At 66.2% G+C, this 23,396-nt stretch carries 25 protein-coding genes, 1 tRNA gene and 1 pseudogene; 13 read left to right on the forward strand and 14 right to left on the reverse strand.

The genetic code is table 11. From position 1 onward, the window contains the following. The first annotated feature begins 47 nt into the window (after positions 1 to 47). Positions 48 to 1,529 (forward strand): S10 family peptidase, encoded by a 1,482-nt coding sequence (locus Q4F19_RS04845; RefSeq protein ID WP_303540344.1) that lies wholly within the window; start codon positions 48 to 50, stop codon positions 1,527 to 1,529. A gap of 46 nt (positions 1,530 to 1,575) precedes the next feature. Here Q4F19_RS04845 and Q4F19_RS04850 read toward each other — a convergent pair whose 3' ends face one another. Together Q4F19_RS04850 and Q4F19_RS04855 are read right to left on the reverse strand one after the other, a co-directional pair. Then, the gene (locus Q4F19_RS04850) at positions 1,576 to 1,947 is read right to left on the reverse strand and encodes a hypothetical protein (RefSeq protein ID WP_303540346.1); all 372 of its coding nucleotides are present in this window, start codon (positions 1,945 to 1,947) and stop codon (positions 1,576 to 1,578) included. Between the two features lie 62 nt (positions 1,948 to 2,009). Beyond that, positions 2,010 to 2,438 (reverse strand): GFA family protein, encoded by a 429-nt coding sequence (locus Q4F19_RS04855; protein ID WP_303540348.1) that lies wholly within the window; start codon positions 2,436 to 2,438, stop codon positions 2,010 to 2,012. A 222-nt stretch (positions 2,439 to 2,660) separates the two neighbouring features. Here Q4F19_RS04855 and Q4F19_RS04860 point away from each other — a divergent pair, with 222 nt between their 5' ends. Together Q4F19_RS04860 and Q4F19_RS04865 are read left to right on the forward strand one after the other, a co-directional pair. Next, positions 2,661 to 3,719, forward strand: coding sequence for a Ppx/GppA phosphatase family protein (locus tag Q4F19_RS04860; protein WP_303540350.1), 1,059 nt, complete (start codon positions 2,661 to 2,663; stop codon positions 3,717 to 3,719). Beyond that, positions 3,716 to 4,405 (forward strand): RlmE family RNA methyltransferase, encoded by a 690-nt coding sequence (locus Q4F19_RS04865; RefSeq protein ID WP_303540351.1) that lies wholly within the window; start codon positions 3,716 to 3,718, stop codon positions 4,403 to 4,405. The genes Q4F19_RS04860 and Q4F19_RS04865 overlap by 4 nt, the downstream gene beginning before the upstream one ends. A gap of 18 nt (positions 4,406 to 4,423) precedes the next feature. On the opposite strand, the gene Q4F19_RS04870 is transcribed toward Q4F19_RS04865, so the two are convergent. From Q4F19_RS04870 to Q4F19_RS04890, 5 genes are all read right to left on the reverse strand, one after another. Further along, on the reverse strand, positions 4,424 to 4,933 hold the full coding sequence (locus Q4F19_RS04870) for a retropepsin-like aspartic protease family protein (protein WP_303540353.1): 510 nt from the start codon (positions 4,931 to 4,933) through the stop codon (positions 4,424 to 4,426). A gap of 31 nt (positions 4,934 to 4,964) precedes the next feature. After that, positions 4,965 to 5,489 carry a hypothetical protein gene (locus Q4F19_RS04875; RefSeq protein WP_303540355.1) on the reverse strand — a complete coding sequence of 175 codons (525 nt, stop codon included), beginning with the start codon at positions 5,487 to 5,489 and terminating at the stop codon, positions 4,965 to 4,967. A gap of 447 nt (positions 5,490 to 5,936) precedes the next feature. After that, on the reverse strand, positions 5,937 to 6,215 hold the full coding sequence (locus Q4F19_RS04880; RefSeq protein WP_303540357.1) for a hypothetical protein: 279 nt from the start codon (positions 6,213 to 6,215) through the stop codon (positions 5,937 to 5,939). Continuing rightward, positions 6,215 to 8,140, reverse strand: a complete 1,926-nt coding sequence (dxs, locus tag Q4F19_RS04885) for a 1-deoxy-D-xylulose-5-phosphate synthase (protein ID WP_303540359.1) — start codon at positions 8,138 to 8,140, stop codon at positions 6,215 to 6,217. Before dxs ends, Q4F19_RS04880 begins: the two co-directional genes overlap by 1 nt. Positions 8,141 to 8,221: 81 nt before the next feature. Then, the gene (locus Q4F19_RS04890) at positions 8,222 to 8,680 is read right to left on the reverse strand and encodes a Fur family transcriptional regulator (RefSeq protein ID WP_303540361.1); all 459 of its coding nucleotides are present in this window, start codon (positions 8,678 to 8,680) and stop codon (positions 8,222 to 8,224) included. 80 nt (positions 8,681 to 8,760) lie between these two features. Between Q4F19_RS04890 and Q4F19_RS04895 the strand changes: the two genes are divergently transcribed. From Q4F19_RS04895 to Q4F19_RS04920, 6 genes are all read left to right on the forward strand, one after another. After that, a complete protein-coding gene (locus Q4F19_RS04895) occupies positions 8,761 to 9,801 on the forward strand; it encodes a COX15/CtaA family protein (RefSeq protein ID WP_303540363.1) in 1,041 nt (346 codons plus the stop codon). Positions 9,802 to 10,159: 358 nt separating this feature from the next. Next, entirely contained in the window at positions 10,160 to 10,639 is a 480-nt protein-coding gene (gene rplM / locus Q4F19_RS04900; RefSeq protein ID WP_303540365.1) for a 50S ribosomal protein L13, read from the forward strand. Beyond that, on the forward strand, positions 10,639 to 11,211 hold the full coding sequence (gene rpsI, locus Q4F19_RS04905) for a 30S ribosomal protein S9 (RefSeq protein WP_303540367.1): 573 nt from the start codon (positions 10,639 to 10,641) through the stop codon (positions 11,209 to 11,211). Before rplM ends, rpsI begins: the two co-directional genes overlap by 1 nt. Before the next feature lie 214 nt (positions 11,212 to 11,425). Then, positions 11,426 to 11,884, forward strand: coding sequence for a hypothetical protein (locus tag Q4F19_RS04910; RefSeq protein ID WP_303540369.1), 459 nt, complete (start codon positions 11,426 to 11,428; stop codon positions 11,882 to 11,884). Further along, positions 11,878 to 12,291 (forward strand): hypothetical protein, encoded by a 414-nt coding sequence (locus Q4F19_RS04915; RefSeq protein WP_303540371.1) that lies wholly within the window; start codon positions 11,878 to 11,880, stop codon positions 12,289 to 12,291. The genes Q4F19_RS04910 and Q4F19_RS04915 overlap by 7 nt, the downstream gene beginning before the upstream one ends. Positions 12,292 to 12,343: 52 nt before the next feature. Next, complete coding sequence (locus tag Q4F19_RS04920; RefSeq protein WP_303540373.1) at positions 12,344 to 12,664, forward strand: hypothetical protein; 321 nt, start codon at positions 12,344 to 12,346, stop codon at positions 12,662 to 12,664. Between the two features lie 241 nt (positions 12,665 to 12,905). On the opposite strand, the pseudogene Q4F19_RS04925 reads toward Q4F19_RS04920, so the two are convergent. The 3 genes and pseudogenes from Q4F19_RS04925 to Q4F19_RS04935 all read right to left on the reverse strand — a co-directional run bounded on the left by Q4F19_RS04925 (position 12,906) and on the right by Q4F19_RS04935 (position 15,192). Beyond that, positions 12,906 to 14,323 (reverse strand): annotated as a pseudogene (locus Q4F19_RS04925) (IS1182 family transposase). Positions 14,324 to 14,431: 108 nt separating this feature from the next. After that, positions 14,432 to 14,656 (reverse strand): hypothetical protein, encoded by a 225-nt coding sequence (locus tag Q4F19_RS04930; protein ID WP_303540375.1) that lies wholly within the window; start codon positions 14,654 to 14,656, stop codon positions 14,432 to 14,434. A gap of 221 nt (positions 14,657 to 14,877) precedes the next feature. After that, positions 14,878 to 15,192 carry a YdeI/OmpD-associated family protein gene (locus Q4F19_RS04935; RefSeq protein WP_303540377.1) on the reverse strand — a complete coding sequence of 105 codons (315 nt, stop codon included), beginning with the start codon at positions 15,190 to 15,192 and terminating at the stop codon, positions 14,878 to 14,880. A 266-nt stretch (positions 15,193 to 15,458) separates the two neighbouring features. Here Q4F19_RS04935 and Q4F19_RS04940 point away from each other — a divergent pair, with 266 nt between their 5' ends. Further along, on the forward strand, positions 15,459 to 15,878 hold the full coding sequence (locus Q4F19_RS04940) for a DUF2946 family protein (protein ID WP_303540379.1): 420 nt from the start codon (positions 15,459 to 15,461) through the stop codon (positions 15,876 to 15,878). 54 nt (positions 15,879 to 15,932) lie between these two features. After that, positions 15,933 to 18,221, forward strand: a complete 2,289-nt coding sequence (locus tag Q4F19_RS04945) for a TonB-dependent receptor (RefSeq protein ID WP_303540380.1) — start codon at positions 15,933 to 15,935, stop codon at positions 18,219 to 18,221. A 239-nt stretch (positions 18,222 to 18,460) separates the two neighbouring features. On the opposite strand, the gene Q4F19_RS04950 is transcribed toward Q4F19_RS04945, so the two are convergent. Next, on the reverse strand, positions 18,461 to 19,732 hold the full coding sequence (locus Q4F19_RS04950; RefSeq protein ID WP_303540382.1) for a dipeptidase: 1,272 nt from the start codon (positions 19,730 to 19,732) through the stop codon (positions 18,461 to 18,463). Between the two features lie 43 nt (positions 19,733 to 19,775). Continuing rightward, positions 19,776 to 20,348, reverse strand: a complete 573-nt coding sequence (locus Q4F19_RS04955; RefSeq protein WP_303540384.1) for a peptidase S14 — start codon at positions 20,346 to 20,348, stop codon at positions 19,776 to 19,778. A gap of 896 nt (positions 20,349 to 21,244) precedes the next feature. Here Q4F19_RS04955 and Q4F19_RS04960 point away from each other — a divergent pair. Continuing rightward, positions 21,245 to 21,799: a class I SAM-dependent methyltransferase gene (locus Q4F19_RS04960; protein WP_303540386.1), complete on the forward strand. Its 555-nt coding sequence runs from the start codon at positions 21,245 to 21,247 to the stop codon at positions 21,797 to 21,799. Positions 21,800 to 21,932: 133 nt separating this feature from the next. After that, positions 21,933 to 22,124, forward strand: coding sequence for a hypothetical protein (locus tag Q4F19_RS04965; protein WP_303540388.1), 192 nt, complete (start codon positions 21,933 to 21,935; stop codon positions 22,122 to 22,124). Between the two features lie 332 nt (positions 22,125 to 22,456). Here the strand turns inward: Q4F19_RS04965 and Q4F19_RS04970 are convergent. Together Q4F19_RS04970 and Q4F19_RS04975 are read right to left on the reverse strand one after the other, a co-directional pair. Next, positions 22,457 to 22,530 (reverse strand) — tRNA-Gln (locus Q4F19_RS04970). A 58-nt stretch (positions 22,531 to 22,588) separates the two neighbouring features. Beyond that, positions 22,589 to 23,395, reverse strand: coding sequence for a DNA methyltransferase (locus Q4F19_RS04975; RefSeq protein WP_303540390.1), 807 nt, complete (start codon positions 23,393 to 23,395; stop codon positions 22,589 to 22,591). Position 23,396: the final 1 nt, after the last annotated feature.

The raw sequence follows: 23,396 nt of genomic DNA on the forward strand, positions 1-23,396 counted from the left end.
AGGGCCGCCGGGCCAGAAGCACGCTTTGCTCCCAGTCCGAGGCCGTCATGCGCTCCTTTCTTCTCGCTTTGCTGCTCGCGCTGCCCGTGCCGGTGCTCGCCGCCAATCCCAAGCCGCCCGAGCCCGCCAAGGCGGACATCGCCCCCGCGCCGCTGTCGGCCGATCGCTCCGTCGCGCAGAGCGTCGTCATCGCCGGCGCCACGATCTCGTATCAAGCAACAGTCGGCACGCTTCCCCTGTTCGATGCCAAGGGCAAGAAGACCGGGGAGGTCGTGTATACCGCGTATGTCGTTCCCGGCCGCGGCCCGTCGCGCCCCGTCACCTTCGCCTTCAACGGCGGCCCGGGCGCGGCCTCGGCCTTCCTCAACTATGGCGCGATCGGCCCGAAACGCGTCCAGTTCGGCGCGCAGGGCGATGCCCCTTCGGACAGCGCGCAGGCGCGCGACAATGCCAATAGCTGGCTCGATTTCACCGATCTCGTCTTCATCGATCCGATCGGCACCGGCTATAGCCGCAGCCTGCTCGACGAGGCGGAAGCCAAGAAGACCTTCTTCACGCCCGACACCGACATCCACTATCTGTCGCGCATCGTCGCCGACTGGCTGACGAAAAACGGCCGGATGACGAGCCCCAAATATCTCGTCGGCGAAAGCTATGGCGGCTATCGCGTGCCGCGCCTCGCTTATTATCTCCAGAGCCAGCTCGGCGTCGGTCTCAGCGGCATCGTCATGGTCTCGCCCGCGCTCAGCATGACGACGCTGGACAGCGACGTGACCACCTTCGCGCCGCTGCGCTACATCACGAGCCTGCCGTCGATGGCGGCGGGGCAACTCGAACGACAGGGCAAGCTGACGGGTCCGGAGGCGCTGGCAGACGTGGAGGCCTATGCGCGCGGCGAATATGCGGTGGATCTGCTGCGCGGCCGATCGGATCCGCAGGCGATCGAGCGGATGACGGCGCGCGTCTCGGCTTATACCGGCCTGGATCCCAAGCTCGTCCGCCAGCTGCAGGGCCGGATCGAGATCCGCACCTTCCTGCGCGAGGCGCATCGCGATACCGCCGCGATCGGATCGATCTACGATTCGAACGTCACCGCCTTCGATCCCTATCCCGAATCGCCGGACAACAAGGCCAACGATCCCTTGCTCGATGCGATCGTGGCGCCCGTCACCGGCGCCGCCGTCGATCTGATGACGCGCACCGCGGGCTGGAAGATCGAGGCGCGTTACAATCTGCTGTCCTACGATGTCGGCAATGCCTGGGATCGCCAGGCCAATCGGGACGAGGCGATCGCCGATTTGCGCAAGGCGATCGCGGTCGATCCGAAGATGGCGGTGCTGATCGCACACGGGATGGACGATCTGTCCTGCCCCTATTTCGTGAGCCGGCTCGTCATCGATCAGATGCCGACATTCGGCCGCGCGAACCGCGTCCAGCTCGCGCTCTATCCGGGCGGCCACATGTTCTACAGCCGCGCCGACAGCGGCGCGGCCTTCCGCAAGACCGCGCTGGGCCTCTATCGCCCCTGACAGGGCGCGACGATCATCCCGCCTCGCCGGGCGGGATGACGTGGCTCTAGCCCTTCTTGGGAAACAATCTCGCCAGCACCGTCTCGGCGACTCCGCCGAGCGCGGCTGCCAACGCATCCTGCCCGGCCGATCCCTTGGCCGCATCCGGCTTATCCGCGCTGGCCGTAGTCTTGGGCGCAGGCTTTCCCTTTGCGCGCTTGGCGCTGATCGCCGCCTGCGCCGCGGTCGCCGCGATCGACAGCCCAACCGCGATCGCCTCGCGCCCGGCCGGGGAGTTCGCCGCCGCGACCAGCTTCGCGCCGGCCTCGCGCAATTCCTCGACGATTCCCGCGGCGCTCGCCGCCTCGGGCGCGGCCTTGGCCTTCTTGTGACCCTTGGCCTTGCCGCTCTTGCCGGCCTTCTTCGCCTTGTCGCCCATCGCGTGTCCGCCTCTGTACTGTCTGGCCAAGATAAGACACTCGCGACGCCACGCAATGCCCGTCATCTGCCCGAGCGCGGCACCGCCTGCGCGCCCGGCTGCGGCATATCCACCGTCACCCCGACGTCGGCCCACGGCACCTTGCCGTCGACATAGACCTGGATCGAGGGCGGCGGAAAATCGGGATCGCCGAACGCGCCGACCGGGATGCTAACCGTCCCCGCGCGCATCGCGACGCGATAAAGAACCGTCGCCCCACAGTCGGGGCACAGCTCATATTCGATCGGGTTGCCGCTATCGCCGATCCGCGACCAAGTCTTCGAGATCCCCTCCTGCCGCACCGCCGCCGCTGGCCATGTCGTGTTCCACGCAAACGCGCTCCCCGTGCGCGCCCGGCACGCCGCGCAATGGCAGATCGAATTGCGGATCGGCTCGCCGGCGGCATACGCCTTGAGCTGCCCGCAGCGACAACTCGCGGTCCGTTCGGTCATCATCCACCTCCGTTCGTCCCGAGCGTAGTCGAGAGCCCGTGCCAAGTGTCCCGGCTTCTCGACTACGCTCGAAGCCTAGCCAGGCTCTCGACTTCGCTCGACACGAGCGGATTGTGAAGTCCCCTCTGCGCGCGCGCCACTTGCCCCACCCCCGACACGCCACTAGGCTTGCCCCCAAGTACCGGCGGCGCCTCGCCACCGGCGAACCATAAGAGCATGTCGATGGCAGAGCGGTCGCAGCAGGCGGCGCCTCGGCCGGCCGCGGGCGGTCGGGCCCCGGGCATATCGCCCCGACGCACCCGCGCCTGGCCGCAGCGGCACACCTATGCCGCGCTCGATCTCGGCACCAACAATTGTCGCCTGCTCATCGCCCGCCCCGAAGGTGACGGCTTCGTCGTCGTCGATGCCTTCTCGCGCATTGTCCGCCTCGGCGAAGGCCTCGCCGCCACCGGCCGTCTGAGCGATGCGGCGATGGACCGCGCGGTCGAGGCGCTCGCCATCTGCGCGGAAAAGCTCAAGCGCCGCCACGTGACTTTGGTCCGCTCGGTCGCGACCGAAGCCTGCCGCCGCGCCACCAACGGCGCCGATTTCATCGGCCGCGTCGCCCGGGAGACCGGCATCCGCCTCGAGATCATCACCGCCGAACAGGAAGCGCGTCTGGCCGTCATCGGCTGCCATGCCTTGCTGGAGCCCGGCGACGGCCCCGCTTTGGTCTTCGATATCGGCGGCGGCTCCACCGAACTCGTCCTGCTCGCCGAGGGCGACGCGCCCGTGCCCGAGGTCGAGGACTGGTTCAGCGCGCCGTGGGGCGTCGTCTCATTATCCGAAAGCGAGCCGCATGTCGGCGCGAACGAAGCCGAGCTGCGCATCGCTTATGCGCGAATGAAGCAGCGCGCGACCGACGCCTTCGCCCCCTTCGCCGCGCGCCTCGTCGCCGCCGCCAAACGCCCCGGCCGCCTGCTCGGCACGTCGGGCACGGTGACGACGCTCGCCAGCCTCCACCTCGATCTGCCGAGCTATGATCGCAAGAAGATCGACGGGCTGATCGTCGCCTCGGACGATCTGCGCGCGGTCAATCACCGCCTCGCCGGCCTGTCGATCGACGAACGCGCGACCTTGCGCTGCATCGGCACCGAGCGCGCCGATCTCGTCGTCGCCGGCTGCGCGATCCTAGAGGCGATCCTCGATCTGTGGCCGGCCGAGCGCCTCTCGGTCGCGGATCGCGGCATCCGCGAGGGCATCTTGCGCGGGCTGATGGCCGCCGATGCGGTGCCGGCATGAGCCGCGGCGGATCCGGCGGCAAGCAGCGCGTCAAGACCGCGCGCGGGCGCTCAGCCTCATCGGTGCGCTGGCTCGAACGCCAGCTCAACGACCCCTATGTGAAGAAGGCGCAGGCGGACGGCTATCGCAGCCGCGCCGCTTATAAGTTGCTCGAGCTCGACGAGCGCTTCGGCCTCATCAAGGGCACGCACCGCGTCCTCGATCTCGGGCTGGCGCCCGGCGGCTGGAGCCAGGTCGTGCGCCGCCTCAATCCGCAGGCGACAATCGTCGGCATCGATCTCCTCCCCGTCGATCCGATCGACGGGGTCACGATCCTGCTGATGGATTTCATGGACGAAGACGCCCCCGCACGCCTCGCCGAGGCGCTGGGCGGCAAGGCCGATCTCGTCTTGTCGGACATGGCCGCCAACACGGTCGGCCACCAGCAGACCGATCATCTGCGCACGATGGCCCTAGTCGAGGCGGGTGCCGATTTCGCCGGCGAGATCCTCAATCCCGGCGGCGCTTACGTCGCCAAGGTCCTCGCCGGCGGCGCCGACCACGGCCTCGTCGCGCTGCTCAAGCGCATGTTCACGACCGTGAAGCACGCCAAGCCGCCCGCCAGCCGCAAGGATTCGTCCGAATGGTATGTGATCGCGCAAGGGTTCAAGGGCCTCGCCCCGAAGCCGGACGCCGAGGCCGAATAAGCGGCGGCGGCTGTGCGCTCAGCGAAGCGCCAGCACATCGCCCTCGATCGAGACGCTGCGGAAACGCTCGAGCATGCTCTGGCCCATCAGGCCGAGCCCGTCGCCGCCCGGCACGATCATCGCCGGCACGTCCGCGAACGTCTGCCCGCCGATGTCGATGCGGTCGATCGTCGCCCGCGCCATGCGCACGACCCCCGAACTCGTCTGCAGCCGCCCATCGAACGCGAAATCGTCGACCTTCACGCCCATGCGCCGCGCCTCGCGCGCCGAAAGCATGATCGCGCTCGCGCCCGTATCGACGAGCAAGCGCACGCGATGGCCGTTGATGTTCACCGTCGCGTAGAAGAAGCCGTCGTCGCTGCGCTCCAGCCGCTGTCCGTCATTGGCGGGCGGGGCCGGTGCCAGATCGGGCGTCGTCTCGCGCACCGGCGCGGCATGCTGCGTCGCGCCGAGCGTATACGCGGTCGGCACGACGGCGGTCAGCAGCGACGCGACGCCCGCGACGGTCAATCCTAGATGGCCGGGCATGACCACCCTCCCGCTTGCCGCCGGAGCGCGCCTAGCCGATCCACGAGAACCATCCGAAGAAGAGCGCGATCGGGGGCACCCAGCAGATCAGGCCACCGACGAGCAGCAGCAGGACGCGCATCCGCGCCGACCATTGCTCGATCTCGGGATCGACGAAGAGCGCTCTTTCGCGCTCGGTCCAGGGCTGGTGAACGACCGGCGGCGCGAGATTCGAGCGCGCGCCGAACTCGCCCCACACGATCTTGGTGCGCTGAAGCTTGCGATGGACCTGGCGCGGATCCAGCCGCCGCTCGAACGTGCAATCGTAAAAGATTCCGTCGCGGCAGACGACGGTGGCATATTGCTCGCCAATATCGCCGATCTCGATCATCACGCGCGCGCCTTGCGGCATGGCATCGTGAGACTCGATGACCACACCATCCGGCGACAAAGCGTGGACGACGACGGGATGGACAAGATCGGATGCGCCGTTGATCTGCGCGGCGATCCGCGTGCGACGCTGCGGCACCGGCGAAAAGGTCTCGCGCTCTTCGCGGACCAAAGCATTGAAGGCCATATCGACTTCCTTCCCGAATGGATCGCGGAGATCCTTTTTAGGATGGACGAGAAAATGCCGCCTTCATGACAATCGTTCCGCAGTCTTACAGTAAACCAACTAACTTGGGTTAATCATTAAAGGTTCAAGATTGGAATCTCTCGATTCTTTCTTGAAACGTTAACAGGTGGGAAGAGATATACACGATTAACATTATGTTATATTGCTCGATACGCAGCATCAAAAACATTAACGATTAGTTAAATATTTTGAACCGGGCAATTCGTGCATCGGGGCTATTAGCGGAAAACACAGTTCGTCTTCTGCCGTATCAAGAATAGCTAGAAATCGATGCCGGCCGCGACTCCGGATGCGCGCCCAGCCCGCCGGCTTCACCAAGCTCCGCTGTCTCCCATCGGCTGGAAGCTTGGCGATCATGGACGAATTCGAGCGTAGGTTGGCCCGCGTCTATGCCTGACGGCGGAGACGCTTGGCGACGAAGGCGAACGCCTTGAGCAGCAGGAAGGCCAGCCCGAACAAGGCGAGCGGCCACAGCACCATCATCAGCAGGCCGAGGAAATAGAAGCTGCCCGCCCCCATCTTGCTCTGCACCGCCCAGTAAAGCGGCTCGGCGATCACGTAGATCGAGAACCATGTCGCCACGAACACCACCGCGATGAGCGCGATGGCGACGAACCACAGGAACAACAGGACGAGCCCGTCCTTCACGCCACGCCCCAGCCGCATCAGGCGCGCACTCCGCGCGCCATCGCCGCCGAATTGCTGCGCAACGCGGTCAGCACCACCTCCACCATCGCATCGGCATCGAGCCCGGCCTCCGCATATTGCTTCTCGGGCTTGTCATGCTCCTGGAACGCATCGGGCAGGCGCAACGTGCGCAGCTTGAGCCCGGCATCGATCAGGCCTTCGTCGGACGCGAGCGTCAGCACATGCGCGCCGAGGCCGCCGACAGCGCCCTCTTCCACCGTGATCGCCACTTCGTGCGTCGCGAGCAATTTGCGGATCATCTCGCGATCGAGCGGCTTGGCGAAGCGCAGATCGGCCACCGTCGTCGAAAGCCCCTGCGCTTCCAGCCGGTCGGCGGCGATCAGCGCATCGCCCAGCCGCGTGCCCAGCGACAGGATCGCCACCGTCTTGCCTTCGCGCACGATCCGGCCCTTGCCGATCGCCAGCCGCTCGGGGACGGCCGGAATCGCCACGCCGGTGCCGTTGCCGCGCGGGTAACGCACCGCGATCGGCCCGCTGTCGTGCAGCGCGCAGGTGTGGACCATATGGACGAGCTCGGCCTCGTCGGCGGGCGCCATCACCACGAAATTGGGCAAGGTCGCCAGATAGGTGACGTCGAAGCTGCCCGCATGCGTCGCCCCGTCCGCGCCGACGAGCCCCGCGCGGTCGATCGCGAAGCGCACCGGCAGATTCTGGATCGCCACGTCATGCACGACCTGGTCATAGGCGCGCTGCAGAAAAGTCGAATAGATTGCGCAGAAAGGCCGCATCCCCTGCGCGGCCAAGCCAGCGGCGAAGGTCACCGCATGCTGCTCGGCAATACCCACGTCGAACGCGCGCTCGGGAAACGCCTTGGCGAAGCGATCGACGCCCGTGCCCGAGGGCATCGCCGCGGTGATCGCGCAGATCGTGGAATCGCGCTTCGCTTCCTCGACGAGCGCGTCGCCGAACACGTTCTGGTATGTAGGCGGCCCCGCCGGCGCCTTGGCCTGCTCGCCCGAGACGACGTCGAACTTCTGGACGCCGTGATATTTGTCCGCCGCCGCCTCGGCCGGCGCATAGCCATGCCCCTTGCGGGTCACGACATGGACGAGGATCGGGCCTTCCTCGGCGTCGCGGACATTCTCGAGCACCGGGATCAAATGATCCAGATTGTGGCCGTCGACCGGCCCGACATAATAGAAGCCCAATTCCTCGAAGAGCGTGCCGCCCATCGTGATGCCGCGCGCGAATTCGTCGGTCTTCTTGAGCCCCTCGGCCAGCGGCCGCGGCAGCCGCCGCGCGAAACGCTTGGCGAGATCGCGCAGCGTCAGGAAGCGCCGCGACGAGACAATCCGCGCGAGATACGCGGACAAGCCGCCGACCGGCGGCGCGATCGACATGTCGTTGTCGTTGAGGATCACGACGAGCCGGTTGCCCGCCTCGCGCGCATTGTTCATCGCCTCATAGGCCATGCCCGCCGACATCGCGCCGTCGCCGATCACCGCGATCGCCTTGCCCGGCTGGCCCGCCAGCTTGTTCGCGACCGCGAAGCCCAGCGCCGCCGAGATCGAGGTGGAGCTGTGCGCCGCCCCGAACGGGTCATATTCGCTCTCGCTGCGCTTGGTGAAGCCGGAGAGCCCGCCACCCTGACGCAAGGTGCGGATCTGGTCGCGCCGCCCGGTCAGGATCTTGTGCGGATAGGCCTGGTGGCCGACGTCCCAGATCAGCCGGTCGCGCGGCGTATCGAACACATAATGGAGCGCCACGGTCAGCTCGACGACGCCGAGCCCCGCGCCCAGATGCCCGCCCGTGACCGACACCGCCGAAATCGTCTCGGCGCGCAGCTCGTCCGCCACCTGGCCCAATTGGTCCGCCGCGAGGGCACGCAGTGCGATCGGCGTCTCAATCGTGTCGAGCAGCGGGGTGTTCGGGCGGTCTGTCATGGATGGAAGCGACTCTTTTATCAGTCGGACGGCTTAGGCCCGGCGCACCGGCATTGCTACCCCGCGAGGCCGTCCCCGCGCTCAGGCGGCGCAATCGACGCAGCGGCCGCGCACTTCGATCACCGGGCGTTCGGGCGCGAAGCCGGAGGCGGCGGCGGCTTCGCGCACGCTCTCGGTCAGCCGGTCGTCGTCGACATGCGCGATCCGTCCGCATCCGTCGCAGATCAGGAAGATGCAGTCGTGGCGGCAGGCGGGATGCGCGTTGACGACATAGGCATTGGCGCTCTCGATCCGCTGCGCGAGGTTCTTGGCCACGAACAGATCGAGGATCCGATACACGCTGTTCGCCGCCACGCGCCGGTCCTGCGCGCGGCTCACCGCCTCGGCGATGTCATAGGCCGACGCGGGCTTCTCGAACCCCGCCAGCGCCTCGAACACCTCGGCGCGCATCGCCGTCCATTGCTCGCCCGATGCCTCGAGCGACGCTTTCGCCGCGGCGCCCAGCGCGCTGCCGGAATGGACGGTGTGGACATGGGCCATATCATCCAAGTTAGGTCCGCCACGCCCCAGCGGCAAGCCGAGCGATTGACGGCGCACGCGCCGCACCATAGCCCCCCTCCATGTCGCTCCGCCCCGCCACGGCCCGTCCCCGCCCGCGCGCGCTCGGCCATTGGCTGCTCGTCGTCGCCTTGCTGGTCTTCGCGATCGTCGTCGTCGGCGGCGTGACCCGGCTCACCGAGAGCGGCCTCTCGATCACCGAATGGAAGCCGATCCGCGGCACGATCCCGCCGCTCACCCAGGCCGAATGGCAGGCCGAATTCGATGGCTACAAGGCGATCCCCCAATATCAGACCTTCAACCAGGGGATGACGCTCGACGGCTTCAAGCGCATCTTCTTCTGGGAATATCTCCACCGCCTGCTCGCGCGCACGATCGGGACGGTGCTGGCGCTGATCCTGATCACCTTCTGGTGGCGGCGCTGGATCCCGCGTGGCTATGGCTGGCGGACCTGGCTGATCTTCGCGCTGGGCGGGCTGCAGGGGCTGATCGGCTGGTGGATGGTCGCGTCGGGCCTCCAGAACCGCACCGAGGTCAGCCATTTGCGCCTCGCGACGCACCTGCTCGCGGCAATGCTCATCTACGGCGTGCTGATCTGGACCGCGCTCGATCTGTTCGCGCTCGCCCGCGCGCCTTATGCGAAGCGCGCGAAGCTCAAGGCGCTCCCCGCGCTCGCAATCCTCGCGCTCGCAATCCAGCTCGCGCTCGGCGCCTTCACCGCGGGGCTGCGCGCGGGCTATGCCTTCTCGTCCTGGCCGCTGATGGGCGGCAGCCTGTTCCCGGCCGGCGGCTGGCAGGCGGGCGCGGGTGCGCTCCACAATCTCGTCTCGAATCCGGTCGTCGTCCAGTTCGTCCATCGCTGGTGGGCGTTCGTCGCCGCGCTCCTGATCCTGCTCGTCGCGCGCAAGGCGTGGCGCCGCGGCGCACCGGCGCGCGCGCAGCTTTTGCTCGCGGTCGTCGCGCTCCAGATCACGCTCGGCATCGTCACCCTGCTCAGCGGAGTCGATATCGTTCTGGCTGTCGCACATCAGGCGGGCGCTGCGCTGCTGCTCGCGGCGTTAATCTGGACATCGCACACGCTCGGCAGCCCCGCTCGGCGCTGACCCGACCTACGATTCGCCTCCCCTCCCTGGAAGGGAGGGGCCGGGGGTGGGTCGGCCCGATCAGGCATCACACCCCATATCGAGGCACCCACCCCTCGATCCCCTCCCTGCGTGCAGGGAGGGGAAGAAACGCCCGGCAAATCAGGACCTTCCCGTCCGACCGGGGCTAAAAACGCCCCTCAAATCCTTACGGTACTCCAATACCTCTCACAAACACCCTCGTAATCCTTGACTTTTTTGGCCCTTCGCAGCATTTGGCCGGCGTCGGCGCTGTCCCTCGCGGGGTGGCGCCTGCTTGTTTTGAGGGGCGCCGGGCTACGGTCACGAACTCCTCCTGGAAAATCGAGGACTTGAGCCCATGAAGGCGCTGACCAAGACCACCAAGGTGGCGACGCCCACCACGGTGGAGAAGAAATGGCATCTGATCGACGCGGACGGCCTGGTCGTCGGCCGCGTCGCATCGATCATCGCGAACATCCTGCGCGGCAAGCACAAGCCGAGCTACACCCCGTTCATCGATTGCGGCGACAACGTCATCGTCATCAATGCGGACAAGGTGCGCTTCACCGGCAAGAAGCTCGGCCAGAAGGTCTATTACAAGCACACCGGTTATGCCGGCGGCATCAAGGGCATCACCGCTGCCAAGGTGCTCGACTCCAAGTTCCCGGAGCGCGTGCTGGAAAAGGCCATCGAGCGCATGATCCCGCGCGGGCCGCTGGGCCGCCAGCAGATGCGCAACCTGCGCGTCTTCAAGGGCACCGAGCATGATCACACCGCGCAGAACCCCGAAGTCATCGACATCGGTAGCCTCAATCGCAAGAATAAGGTGGGCGCATAATGTCCGACGATCGCCAGTCCCTCGCTGATCTCGCGGCGCTGACGGGCCAGGCCCCGGCCGCGGTTCCGCAGACCCCCGTCACCACCGGTGCCGGTTCCGACGACGCCGCCGAGGCTTACATGTCCGGCCAGATCGCCGAGCCCGCCGCGCCGACGATGCCGCTGCGCGAGCAGAAGATCGACAAGCAGGGCCGTGCTTATGCCACGGGTCGCCGTAAGGATGCGGTCGCCCGCGTCTGGCTCAAGCCCGGCTCGGGCAAGATCACGATCAACGGCCGCGATCAGGAAGTGTATTTCGCACGCCCGACGCTCCGTCTCGTCCTCAACCAGCCGTTCGGCGTCGCCGAGCGCGAGGGCCAGTATGACGTGATCGCCACCGTCAAGGGCGGCGGCCTCTCGGGCCAGGCCGGCGCGGTCAAGCATGGCATCAGCCAGGCGATCACGCGCTACGAGCCGATCCTGCGCGCGCCGATCAAGGCCGCGGGCTTCCTCACCCGCGACAGCCGCGCGGTCGAGCGCAAGAAGTACGGCAAGGCCAAGGCGCGCCGTTCGTTCCAGTTCTCGAAGCGGTAAGAAACGGGCGGCTTCGGATTGCACAAGCAATCCGAAGACTCGCCACGACGGGCAGCGAAGGCGGCACAGCCGCTTTCGTCTGACGCCGTGGCCGTGGCACACGGCCAATCAGAAAAGGTGGTTCCGGCACCCCGGGGCCGCCTTTTTCTTGTAAAATTCGTGACGGCCCCGGAATATCGCTTTTCCGCACTGCAATATGATCTACGTTGGCCGCATGAGGGCTCTCCGGGGGTTCGGTCCGGGGGGATTGGCCAGCTTCATCCTTGCAGGCGTCTGCGCCTTGCTCGCCGTCGGCGAAGGGATCAGCCGTTGGTCGGAGACGACCGATTATCCGCTGTTCCGGCTCGATCCGCACATCGGCTATATCGAGCAGCCCGATCAGTCCGGTAGCCTCGGCCGCGTCAACGACTGGGCCTATAACGACAAGAGCATGGGCATCGCCGCCCCGTTCCGGCCGTCGCCCACGGCGCCCGATACGCTCCTCGTCGGCGACAGCATCGTCAACGGCGGCAATCTCTATCGCGAGCGCGACAAGCTCGGTGCGCGGCTGGGCCAGCGGCTCGGCGCGGTCTGGCCGGTCGGCGCCGGCAATTGGTCGCTCGGCAACGAATCCGCTTATCTCGATCGCCACCCGAGGTTCTCGCCGGCATCGATCGGATCGTCCTCGTGCTGAATTCGGGCGATTTCGGACGCGTCCAGCCGTGGTGGTCGTCGCGGGTGCATCCGCTCGCGCACCTGCCGTCGCGGCTGGCCGAGACGATCGTCCATTTCCTCCTCCCCCGCCCCGACAATCGCGAGTCCGAGGGCGATGTCGACTGGCGTCCCTGGTGGCGCGGTTTCCGGCAACGCTGGCCCATGCCGGTCGTGATCGTCGCCTACCCGACGAAGGACGAGCTGCTCCGCCACGATCCTGCGGCTTTGCGGCACGCCGCCAGTCTCGCCGGCCCCGGCGTCCGCATCCTCGATGCCGCGCGCGATCCCCGCTGGCGCGCGGATCTCTATCGCGACGATCGCCGCCCCACGCCGGAGGGCAATGCCGTGCTCGCCGCGATCATTGCCGACAGCGCGCCCGAGCGCTGATCGAGCCATGCTCAGGGGTGGTGGGAGTGCGTCGGCATGCTAGGGCATGATCATGTCCCAAAACCCCAGACTGGCCGGTATCGTCGATGTAGATGGCGCCTCCTATGAATGGGAGGTCCGACGCGAGCCCCAGTGGAGCGAGACCGAAGGCTGGCAGGGCATGACCATCGCTTTGCTGCAGCAGGACTCCCAGCGCGGCGCGCTGCTGGAATTCCCGCCCCCCAAACGCCTGCTGAAAGGGCTGCAGAGGGGGCGGCTCCAGGTCAACGACGCCATCCTCTCGCGCGGCATCCGCGCCGCCTTGCTGGCCGGCTGGGAGCCCGCTTCGCGCGGGAAGACCATGTGGTTCAGCGTCGACGCGGACGGAAACTGATCGTCGCTAGCGAGGCGGCTTTGGCGAACAGCGAAACGTGGTGAAAGGCGTCTTTCGGCTCCCCTCCCTGGAAGGGAGGGGCTGGGGGTGGGTTGCCATCCACCTGTGCGCTCTGCTGGACAGCAACCCACCCCTCAATCCCCTCCCTTTCAGGGAGGGGAGGTAACGGCGGCAAATGGTGGAGGCTGTGTGAGAACGGCTTTCCCCTGGGACGCCGCGAGGCGCGCGAGCGTGTGTTGGCTCAGGCTTGCATCGCGGCCATCAGCTTGTGCGCGCCGAGAAGAGCGATGGCGCGCTTGATGTTGTAGGCGAGGATGTGAAGGCTCGCTTCGGTCGCGACGTTCTCGAGCCTTCGGGTTTTGAAGTGGCTTCGACCCATCCAGTCCTTGATCGTGTCAAAGACGTGCTCGACCGTGCGTCGTCGGACCTGCATGGCGCCCGGCATCCCGTCGAGGCGCGCCTGCATGGCCTCGATAACCTCCTCGTGCTCCCATCGCTTGATGCGGCGCTCGATACCCGCGGTGCAGTTCGCCTTCATGGTGCAGCGCGAGCGGCAGGCCGGTGTGGCGTAGCCGTGGAGCGTCATACCGTGCTCGAGGCTGGAGAAGCGCCGGGTCATCGTCTCGCCGGCCGGGCAGCGGTAGGTGTCGCTTGTCAGCTGGTAGACGAAGTCCTGCTTGCCCCAACGGCCATCGGCTTTGGCGCCCGAGGTGAGCGGTTTGGGAAGGATCGGCACAATGCCAGCTGCTTCGCATGCTAGCACCTCCGGGCCTGAGAAGTAGCCCCGGTCTGCAAGCACGGTGAGCGCATCAGTGCCCGTGGCCTCGCGTGCCTGGCGTCCCACGTTCGCCAGCGACGTGCGGTCGTGGCCCAGGTTGACGACCTCGTGCGCGACGATGATGTGGCTACCGGTATCGACCGCCGCCTGGAGGTTATAGCCGACCTGGCCGGTACCCGTGCCGGCGGAGGCCATCGCGCGGGCGTCGGGATCGGTGAGCGAGATTTGCCGGTCAGGTGATGCCGCGACCGCCTGCTCCATAACTTCCAGTTCGCGCATCTGGCGCCGCAGTTCATCGAGCCTCGTCGTCAGCCGCGCCGTGCGTAGCTCGGCGGCCTCGCTCTCCTGCCGGTCGGCTGTGTCGAGCATGCCGAGGTAGCGCTCGATGCTGGCGTCCACCTGTTCCATACGGCGCCGGATTGTCACGGGTGTGAAGTTGCGATCACGCGCGTTCACCGCGCGCAGCCGGCTACCATCCACCGCCACCGTGCCGCCCGCGATGAGACCCAGGTTACGGCAGACGAGCACGAAGCGGCGGCACGCTGCCTGGATCGCGCCAAGTCGGCGATCGTCTTGAAGTCCGGTGCCAGCTTGCCCGTCAGCCACATCAGCTCGACGTTGCGACCCGCCTCGCGCTCCAACCGGCGGCTCGACTGCACTTGGTTCAGATAACCGTAGATGTAGAGCTTGAGCATCGTCGCCGGATGGTAGCCCGGCCGTCCCGTCACCGCCGCGCCTACAAAGCCGAGCGCCATCAGATCCAGCTCATCGACGAAGACATCGACCACCCGTACCGCGCTGTCATCGGCAACATAGTCGTCCACGCAGTCCGGTAGCAGCAGCCTCTGCCGGCGGTCACAGCCCTCGATGAAACGGCTCATCCCAACGCCTCCATCAGCGTTAGAATACTACCACATCACCACGTTTTCACACAGCCTCGGTGGAAAGCGGACAGGCGACTTATTGCCGGTTGGCGATCCGCGGCCGCTTCAATCGGCCTCGCGTTTGTCAAACATCCACGCGGGCAGGTCGAATGCCTCTCCGTCCGCTCCCTTTGGAGGTTGGCCATAAGTCGTGACGAAGCCTTCCTCCCAGCCGGTGAGGCCGACGTGAGTTTCATGTATCGCGAAGCCCTCCGGATACTCACAGAAGCCCGGTTTATCGCAAAGTTTAGGTATCACCGACTCAGCTTCCTCGCGGCTCGCAAATTCCAATTCTTAACTCGGTATCTTGCCGATGATCGTACTCGCGTGTGAACCACAAACTAAATAGCAGCACACCTTGATCCTCGGTTGGCCACGGTGCCGCTGCTTTTAGCATGAACGGTCTCGGGCGCGAACGTCGACAACTGGGGCGCTCGCAGACAGTCCGTTTTCAGGCCAGCCTTCGAGCGCGACGCCAGGTTACCCGCCACCCGATGCCGCTCGCCCCTGATCTACGAGGCGCTCTTTGCCTTCCGATCGATCAGAACGGCCTGCTGCCACCTGCTGGGCGCCTTGTCGGTGCGGTGGATGCACCCTGCCCAGCAGCAGGGTCGCTTCTTGCCCTCCAGCAGTTCTTCGGACGTCCGTTCGATGCGACGCGGGCGCGTCTTCGCCTGCTTCGCATCCTCCACCCAGCAGATGAACTCGTTGCGGCCCAGCGGCGTCAGGCTTTCCCAGAGCGCCAGCACCTCGGGATCCGTGCGCAGCGCCGCCTGCAGATCGTCGCCCGCCCGATGGACCGTGCCCTGCGCAAAAACGTCCGCCATGAACCCTCCGAGCGTCGCCCCGACAATTGGGCCTTTTCTCGCTCGCCGAAAAACGAATGTCCACGTCCGGTCCGCACGCACCGATGCCGATCGGATGTCCGCTCACGCGTCCGCGCGCGTGCGTTTCAGCGGTGATCCGCTCCGATCGCGCACGATTTCCAAACGACCTCGCAAATGCGCGTCATCCGCGTAAGCCAAACCCGCATAATGTGCTGCATTGCAAAATGACGGTTGCCGTGTGCGCCGTCGTGCGACACTAAAGCGGGATGGAACAGGCGCGCACGAGACGGGGGGTCAGCCAGATCGGCGTCGTCGCCCTGCTGCTCGCGCTCGCGATGCGCCTGCTCGTCCCCACCGGCTTCATGTGGGACACCGCCGCGAACGGCGGCGCGCAGCTCGTCCCCTGCTCGGGCATGGCGCCCGCGCCGGCTGCCCACGCGATGCACCACATGGCGATGCCGGGGCAGCCGCACGAGCGCGGCCATGACGGCGGCGACACGTCCAATCGCGAATGCGCCTTCGCGGGGCTGGCCGGCGCGCTCGATCTCGCCGATCCCGTCGTCGCGCCGGCGGCGCCTCTTCTCGTCGCCGCCGTCCTGCCTATCCTGTGGGCGCGCGCCGCCACGCCCGGCCGCGGCCTCGCCGCGCCGCCGCCCCCGTCGCGAGGGCCACCCGCCACCGTCTGATCGATCGTCCGGCGGCCTCGGCCGCCGCTTGCTCATCGGTTCGGAAGGTTTTCCATGTCTGTTTCCCCACGCGCCCTCGCCGGCGCTCGCGCGCGCCTGTTCGGCGCCGCGATGCTCGTTGCCGTCGCCACCCCCGCTCATGCCGCCAAGGACGATCAGTCCCAGGACATTCTCGTCACCGCCGCGCAGACCGCGGCCACGATCCAGAACACCCCCACCGCGCCCGTCACGATCGATGCCGCGCGCATCCGCACCACCGTCAATGCGGTGAATGTCGAGGACACGCTCAAATATCTGCCGAGCCTGTTCGTCCGCAAACGCCATATCGGCGACACCCAATCCCCGCTCGCGACGCGCACCTCGGGCGTCGGCGCCAGCGCGCGCAGCCTCGTTTATGCGGACGGCGCTCTGCTCTCGGCGCTGATCGGCAACAACAACACCAATGCCTCCCCACGCTGGAGCCTCGTCTCCCCGCAGGAGATCGCGAAGATCGATGTGCTCTACGGCCCCTTCTCGGCCGCCTATCCCGGCAACAGCATCGGCGCGGTCGTCAACATCACCACCCGCCTGCCCGATCATCTCGAGGGCACCGCCACCGCCGGGATGAGCCTCCAGACGTTCAGCCAATATAGCACGCGCGACACGCTCCCCGCGCGCCAGATCGGCGCCACATTGGGCGATCGCTTCGGGCCTTTGTCGATCTTCGCCAGCGCCGATCACGTCTCCAGCGACAGCCAGCCATTGCTCTACGTGACCGCCGCCACCCCGGCCGCGACCTCCACCACGGGCACGCCTGCGACGGGCAGTTTCGCCGACGTCACCCGCCTCGGCGCGCCGATCCGCGTCGTCGGCGCGAGCGGGATCGAGCGCCAGCACCAGGACCGCTACAAGCTAAAGGCCGCGCTGGACGTCACGCCCGACATCCACCTGACCTATGTCGGCGGGCTCCTGCTCGACGAGACCATATCCTCGGCCGAAACCTACCTCACCGCCGCCGGCGCCCCCGCTTATGCCGGCACGTTCAACATTGATGGCCGCGCTTACACGCTGGCGGCCACGGCCTTTGCGTCGGGCATTTACACGCGCGAACAGCGCCACTGGTCGCACAGCCTGACCGCCAGCGGCTCGGCCGGCATGTTCGACTGGCAGATCATCGGCACGCTCTTCGATTACGACAAGGACGTGCAGCGCACCCCCACCACCGCGCCACCATCCGCTCTAGCGGGCGGCGCCGGCACGATCCTGCGCCTCGACGGCACCGGCTGGAAGACGCTCGACGCCAATGGCGGCGTCCATCTCGGCGGCGGCCACCGCATCGGCGTCGGCGCGCATGTCGACGGCTTCGAGATCAAAAGCAGCCGCTATCTGACTACCGACTGGCGCACGGGCAGCGAAGGCGCGCTCGATCTCCAGTCGCTGGGCAAGACGCGCACGATCGGCCTGTGGCTGCAGGACGCCTGGGACATCCGCCCCGATCTGACGCTGACCGTCGGCGGCCGCACCGAATGGTGGCGCGCTTTTGATGGGCTGAACTTCTCGCGCGCGCCCGCGATCGCCAGCCTCCAGCCGACCCGCACCGCCGAGCGCTTCTCGCCCAAGGCGACCTTGGCCTGGACGCCGATCCCCGGCTGGACCGCGCGCGCCTCGTTCGGCCAGGCCTCGCGCTTCCCCACCGTCGGCGAACTCTACCAGATCGTCACGACCCCGGTCCCCGCCACGCCCAATCCGAATTTGAAGCCCGAGCGCGCCCGCTCGGAAGAACTCGCGCTGGAGCGCCACAGCCTCCACGGCACCGCGCGCCTCGCGCTCTTCGACGAGGTGATCGACAACGCCCTGGTCTCCCAGACTGGCCCCCTCAACGGCACGACCACGCTCGCCACCTTCGTCCAGAATATCGACCGCACCCGCGCGCGCGGCATCGAGGCCTCGTTCGATCGCCGCGATCTGCTCGCCGGGTTCGATCTGCTCGGCAGCGTCACTTATTCGGACGCGAAAACGCTGAAAGACAGCGTCCTCCCCGCCGCCGAGGGCAAGCGCCTGCCGCAGGTCCCGCGCTGGAAGCTCACCGCCGCCGCCACCTGGCACCCGATCGCCCCCGTCGCGCTGACCTTGGCCGGCCGCTATGCGAGCCGCCTCTACGGCACGATCGATAATAGCGATCCGATCGGCCACACCTATCAGGGCTTCGAAGGCTATTTCATCCTCGATGCGCGCGCGGTCTTCGACGTGACGCCCAAATGGTCGCTCAGCGCGGGCGTCGATAATCTCAACAACAGGAAATACTATCTCTTCCACCCCTTCCCGCAGCGCACCTTCACGATGCAGGTGGGGTACAAGCTTTAGAGCTTCTTGCTCTCGCACCCGCTCATCCTGAGGAGCCATTGAGCGAAGTCGAAATGGCGTCTCGAAGGACTTGGACCGACATCGCAGGTCCTTCGAGACGGCCCTTCGCCTGCGCTCAGTCCCTCCTCAGGATGAGCGGGGTGGAATACGGTCAGTTCGAGCGACCACCGGCCGCGCATTCGCCCCGCTCGCGGTCGGCCCGAAGCGCCGGATCGCAGGTTCGCCGGGATGCGCGGTCTCTATTTCCCGTCCAGCGCCTCGATCGTCGCGGTCGCGAGCGGCTCGTTCCGCATCGCCAGCGCGACCTTCTCGGCCCCCTCCATCGCGCGCAGCACGTTGCCGCCCGCAAGCTTGGCGACATCGGCATCGCTCCAGCCCCGCCGGATCAGCTCGGCCAGCAACGCCGGATAGGTCGAGACGTCCTCCAGCCCCGTCGGCAGATCGCTGACCCCGTCGAAATCGGAGCCGATGCCGACATGGTCGACCCCCGCCACCTTGGCGACATGCGCGATATGATCCGCGACCATCGCCAGCGTCACCGCGGGCCGTGGATGCGCCGCGTCCCATGCCTTCAGCGCCGCCGCCGCCTTGTCGGGCTCGCCGATGAACATGCCCCCGAACGGCGGCGCGTTGAGCCGCGTCCTCTCCGCCGCGCGCTCGGCGCCCCACACGCGATAGTCATGCGAAACATAAGCCGGCGCGAAGGTCACCATCACCACGCCACCGTTCTTGGCGACCAGCTTCAGCACCTCGTCGGACACATCGCGCGGATGATCGTCGACCGCCCTCGCGCTCGAATGCGAGAAGATCACCGGCGCGCGCGACACCGCCAGAGCATCCTTCATTGTGCTTTCGGCGACATGGCTGAGATCCACGAGCATCCCCAGCCGGTTGAGTTCCCTGACCACCGCCTTGCCGAACGGGGTCAGCCCATTATGCTTGGGATCGTCGGTCGCGCTGTCCGCCCAGTCGATCGTTACCGCATGCGTCAGCGTCAGATAGGAGGCGCCCAGCGCCCGATAGGCGCGCAGCACCGCGAAGCGTTCGTCGATCTGCCCGCCGCCCTCGACGCCCATCATCGAGGCGATCCGCCCCGCTTTGTGGATCCGCCGCACGTCGGCCGCGGTCGTCGCCAGCTCGAACACGCCCGGATTGCGCGCAACGATGCTCTTCACGAGATCGATCTGCTCCAGCGTCTCGATCACCTGTTCCTGCTCGGGCAGATTGGCGCCGACATAGACCGACCAGAATTGTCCGCCGACATGGCCCTGCCGCAGCCGGGCGATGTCGGTCATATAGGCGGGCAGGCTGTCGAGCTTCATCGTCCAGCGCTTCTCGCCGTCGCGCCCGCGCAAGCTTTCCGCCCAGTCGTTATGACCGTCGATCATCGGCGTCTGCGCCATGATCCTCAGCGCGCGCGCCATCGCCGGGTCGGCCGGCGGCGGCGCGGCGAGCGCCGGCAAAGCGGTGAAGGCGAGAAGGGCGGCGGCGAGGGGAGCGAGCTTGGTCATGCTTGCACGATGCAGGCCCGCGCTGCGCCGCACAAGAGCCGGCTCAGATCACGTCGGCGACGAGCCCCAGCGCCTTGGCCTCCTGCGCCTCGATATACCAATTGGCCGGTGCCTTCTCCAGCACCTCGTCCATCGTCACCTGGCTGTCGCGCACCAGATTCTCGAAGCCCTCATTCTGGATCGCGATCGACGCCTCGATCTCGTGCAAGGCCGCCTTGACCGTCGCCACGCACGTCGTCAGCGGCCCCTCGATATTGAGCCGCTTGGACATCTTGCGTTCGTGGATCATCAGCCGCGTGCCGCGCGTCAGATAGCGGTTGGGCGTCGCGAAGAAGCTCATGAAGGTCGTCCCCGCCGAATAGATCGCGGCCTTGCCGAGGAACACGAAGCGGCGCTTGCCCGGCTCCAGATCGCTGTGGAAGCGGACATCCTCGCCCATCATCCGCGCGACTTCGGGATCGCCGCCCAGCGTCGACAATTCGATGACGACGAGCCCCTCCTCGGGCGCGGCGGCGAGCTGCTCGCGGAAGCGCGCATACATGTCGTAATCGACCGACCCGGACAGCGCGATCGCGGGCGAGCGGAACATCGGCGGGGCAAGCGGCTGGTCTGTCATGGGATATACCGGCTGAGGAAAGCTCGCGCCTGAACACTCCGGCAGCGATCCGGTTGCATCGCCGGCTCGGCGCAGACCTATCCCCTGCGATGTCGGGCGCCGGACGATCGGGGAGAAAGGCAACTCCGCTGCGTTAGTCCATGCGCCACGGAGCGCCTGCCCGCCATCGTTTCCCCTCGCCGGCGGGCAAGGCGGAAAGAACCACAGGAACGACGAACTGAAAAGGACCGCAGCCACCGCACGCGCATTGCATGGCCCGGATGGACCACAAGCGTGGCAAAAAGGCACCACAATGGCGCCCGGAACCCCGCTTTACCGCGCGGGCGATGGTCTCCGCGGCGACGAACCGCGAATCGAGGGGACGATCGGGAGACGCCGCTGCGGTGTTTGATAACAAGCGCACCCAGCGCCACATGGACGGCCAGCCCTTCCGCTCATTGTGCGGCATGGGACACACCAATCTGCAGGCTTCACCAGGGAAGCGCTATTCGCTCTGGCAGACAGTTCCGCGAGGGTTCACGAGACCGTCGCGCGCATCAAACGCCAAGCTGAGCAGATTGTTGAGCTCAGGGCCCGCATCCCGAAGCTCGAAGCGCTGATCTCATCGAGCAGCAGAAGGAGATGATCGGGCGGCTCCGGCGCCGTTCCCCGCTGGCGAGCGGCTTCGCCCAGGCCCTAAGGCTGGCCTTCATGCGATCGATAACGATTGTCGAAGCGGCTCTTTTCCGTATGACGCCGCACGGATTGGTACGGGGCGAAGCGCGAGGAGCTCCGGCCTCAATAGCAAGGAGCCCAAATTGGAAAGCCCCTATTTCCTTCTGGATGAAGTCAGTCGCGAGGTCGCTGCAGGTCGGCATCGATAGATTATCGGCGGGCTTTGGGAACAAATAGGAGCGTTGCAATTCGAGTTTCTGAAGAACCAAGGTCTTCAGCCCGACCATACGCTGCTGGATGTCGGCTGTGGCTCGTTACGGGGCGGCGTACATTTCGTCCGCTATCTTGATCCTGGGAATTATATTGGGCTCGACATGAGCCGATCACTTCTGAACGCTGGCTATGACATCGAATTGGCGTCGGCGGGGATACAGGATCGGCTACCTCGGGAGAACCTGATCTGCGATAGCAGCTTCAAAGTCCCATGTGCGTCAGGCACACTCGATTTCGCGTTGGCGGTTTCTGTTTTCACCCATCTGTCGCTGAACCGCATTCGCCAATGTCTCACTAACGTAGCGCCCGTGATGCGGTCGGGCGGCATGTTCTATGCGACCTTCTTCGAACTCCCCGAAGCGACGGCGCGAGGGAAGCCAGTGCAGCACGCTGGCGGCGTTGTGACATCGGACGTGGACGATCCATATCATTATAGTTTGCAGGATTTGGCCTATTTGGTCGAAGATCTGCCATGGAGGCTTCAGCCGATTGGAGCGTGGAACCACCCGCGCGGCAGCATATGATTGCTTTTGAGCGATCCGATGACGCGGCGTCACGGGAGACCTCAGAGCGCCAGTAAACGGCATCATCGCCAGTTCGGCGACGGGGGCACGCGATCAGTAGCCGAACCATCCTCGTGGTCTCCCGGCGGGATCGATGTTCCGCGCCGTCCGTTGGATCCTTATGGGCTTCACAATAGACTACGACGTTGGCATCCTCGGCGCTCTCCTGATCGGGGCGCTGGGCATCGTCGGCATGATGGTGCTCGCCATCGTGTTGACGGCTGCGAAACGCGCGCACGACGATATTGTCGAAGATGAGGGCGAAGATCCCGATCTCATCGCCTGAGCAGCGGCTCAGGCCAGATCGGCGCCCGCGGCGCCCTTCACTATGAGGCGCCTACTGGCCGATGGCATTCTCTGCGATCAGTGACGGCTCGCTAACGCTTCCTGCCATATCTCCGTAAGTTGGCCCTCGGTTTGATCCGTAGAGCGCTGCCTTCGGCATACAGGGGCTGAGGGTCCGGCCATGTTGCATTCCGTGTTGCATGGCGCCGCCGGGAGCCGAGCGAAATCCCTGCAAAATCAACGGATTCGCCGGAACGCTGTTGCACGGCGCGTGCGACACGACAGCTCGCGACGCCGGGGCCCTTAAGGGGTTGATTTTATGATGAAAACCGCTGGATGCCCCGTGAGGATTCGAACCTCAATTAACGGAGTCAGAGTCCGTAGTCTTACCTTTAGACGACAGGGCAGCGTCAGCGGAGGCGGGCGACATAGGCAGGGGGCCGATTCGTGTCAACGTGGGCAGTCTTAGAGCAAATGGCCCTGCCGGACGGTTTTCTCCGGGGCGGTGCGTTTGAAAGCGGCGGCGGGGTCGATCCAGGGAATATCGGGCCGCTTGCCCTGGAAAAGTTCGGCCAAAGTCAGGATCTGGAGGCGCGGATAGCATTTGCCGGTCGCCTCGGCATGGAACACGCCAACCGCAGCCGCCTCGCGCTCCATCGGCTTGGACGGCAAGGCCTTGGTGATGAAGAGGCCGATCGGCGCCTTCTCGCGCTCCATGGCTGAATGGAGATCCCGGATCATCGGCACGCCGACCGTGTCGCCGCCCTTGACCGAGACGAGAGCCTTCTCGGTGCGTTTGCCGTCAGGCTTGAAGTAGATGATGCCGTCGACTCCGCCATCGGCTCCCTTCTTCCTGCCGCCGAAGGGCATGGCATCGACCATGCTGACCGCCCACCATTGAAACTGAGATTTGTCGCGGCGGGCCAGATCCTCGGCAGAAGCAAGATCCTTGGGTGTGCCCTCGACCGTGAACTCAGCGCTCGGAAAAGCGGACTTTACCCGCCGTTCGACGAGGCTGATCGCGAGATGGGTCACGTCGATCCCGATCCACTGTCGACCGAGCTTTTCGGCGGCAAGCACGGCAGTCCCGCACCCACAGAAGGGATCGAGCACCACATCGCCGGGGCTCGACGATGTCGCGATGATCCGCTCTAGCAGCGCAAGCGGCTTCTGGGTCGGATAGCCCAGGCGCTCCTGCGCATTGGCGGACAGCGGCGGAATGTCATCCCATAGCGACTGGAAGCGCTCACCCGGGCTTTCGTCCTCATACATT

Source organism: Sphingomonas natans (assembly GCF_030546695.1).
GTDB lineage: Bacteria > Pseudomonadota > Alphaproteobacteria > Sphingomonadales > Sphingomonadaceae > Sphingomonas_I > Sphingomonas_I natans.

Coding starts and splice junctions, on each gene's coding strand:
- Q4F19_RS04845 (WP_303540344.1), top strand. CDS start 48: ATGCGCTCCTTTCTTCTCGCTTTGCTGCTCGCGCTGCCCGTGCCGGTG.
- Q4F19_RS04850 (WP_303540346.1), bottom strand. CDS start 1,947: ATGGGCGACAAGGCGAAGAAGGCCGGCAAGAGCGGCAAGGCCAAGGGT.
- Q4F19_RS04855 (WP_303540348.1), bottom strand. CDS start 2,438: ATGACCGAACGGACCGCGAGTTGTCGCTGCGGGCAGCTCAAGGCGTAT.
- Q4F19_RS04860 (WP_303540350.1), top strand. CDS start 2,661: ATGGCAGAGCGGTCGCAGCAGGCGGCGCCTCGGCCGGCCGCGGGCGGT.
- Q4F19_RS04865 (WP_303540351.1), top strand. CDS start 3,716: ATGAGCCGCGGCGGATCCGGCGGCAAGCAGCGCGTCAAGACCGCGCGC.
- Q4F19_RS04870 (WP_303540353.1), bottom strand. CDS start 4,933: ATGCCCGGCCATCTAGGATTGACCGTCGCGGGCGTCGCGTCGCTGCTG.
- Q4F19_RS04875 (WP_303540355.1), bottom strand. CDS start 5,489: ATGGCCTTCAATGCTTTGGTCCGCGAAGAGCGCGAGACCTTTTCGCCG.
- Q4F19_RS04880 (WP_303540357.1), bottom strand. CDS start 6,215: ATGCGGCTGGGGCGTGGCGTGAAGGACGGGCTCGTCCTGTTGTTCCTG.
- dxs (WP_303540359.1), bottom strand. CDS start 8,140: ATGACAGACCGCCCGAACACCCCGCTGCTCGACACGATTGAGACGCCG.
- Q4F19_RS04890 (WP_303540361.1), bottom strand. CDS start 8,680: ATGGCCCATGTCCACACCGTCCATTCCGGCAGCGCGCTGGGCGCCGCG.
- Q4F19_RS04895 (WP_303540363.1), top strand. CDS start 8,761: ATGTCGCTCCGCCCCGCCACGGCCCGTCCCCGCCCGCGCGCGCTCGGC.
- rplM (WP_303540365.1), top strand. CDS start 10,160: ATGAAGGCGCTGACCAAGACCACCAAGGTGGCGACGCCCACCACGGTG.
- rpsI (WP_303540367.1), top strand. CDS start 10,639: ATGTCCGACGATCGCCAGTCCCTCGCTGATCTCGCGGCGCTGACGGGC.
- Q4F19_RS04910 (WP_303540369.1), top strand. CDS start 11,426: ATGAGGGCTCTCCGGGGGTTCGGTCCGGGGGGATTGGCCAGCTTCATC.
- Q4F19_RS04920 (WP_303540373.1), top strand. CDS start 12,344: ATGTCCCAAAACCCCAGACTGGCCGGTATCGTCGATGTAGATGGCGCC.
- Q4F19_RS04935 (WP_303540377.1), bottom strand. CDS start 15,192: ATGGCGGACGTTTTTGCGCAGGGCACGGTCCATCGGGCGGGCGACGAT.
- Q4F19_RS04940 (WP_303540379.1), top strand. CDS start 15,459: ATGGAACAGGCGCGCACGAGACGGGGGGTCAGCCAGATCGGCGTCGTC.
- Q4F19_RS04945 (WP_303540380.1), top strand. CDS start 15,933: ATGTCTGTTTCCCCACGCGCCCTCGCCGGCGCTCGCGCGCGCCTGTTC.
- Q4F19_RS04950 (WP_303540382.1), bottom strand. CDS start 19,732: ATGACCAAGCTCGCTCCCCTCGCCGCCGCCCTTCTCGCCTTCACCGCT.
- Q4F19_RS04955 (WP_303540384.1), bottom strand. CDS start 20,348: ATGACAGACCAGCCGCTTGCCCCGCCGATGTTCCGCTCGCCCGCGATC.
- Q4F19_RS04965 (WP_303540388.1), top strand. CDS start 21,933: ATGTTCCGCGCCGTCCGTTGGATCCTTATGGGCTTCACAATAGACTAC.
- Q4F19_RS04975 (WP_303540390.1), bottom strand. CDS start 23,395: ATGTATGAGGACGAAAGCCCGGGTGAGCGCTTCCAGTCGCTATGGGAT.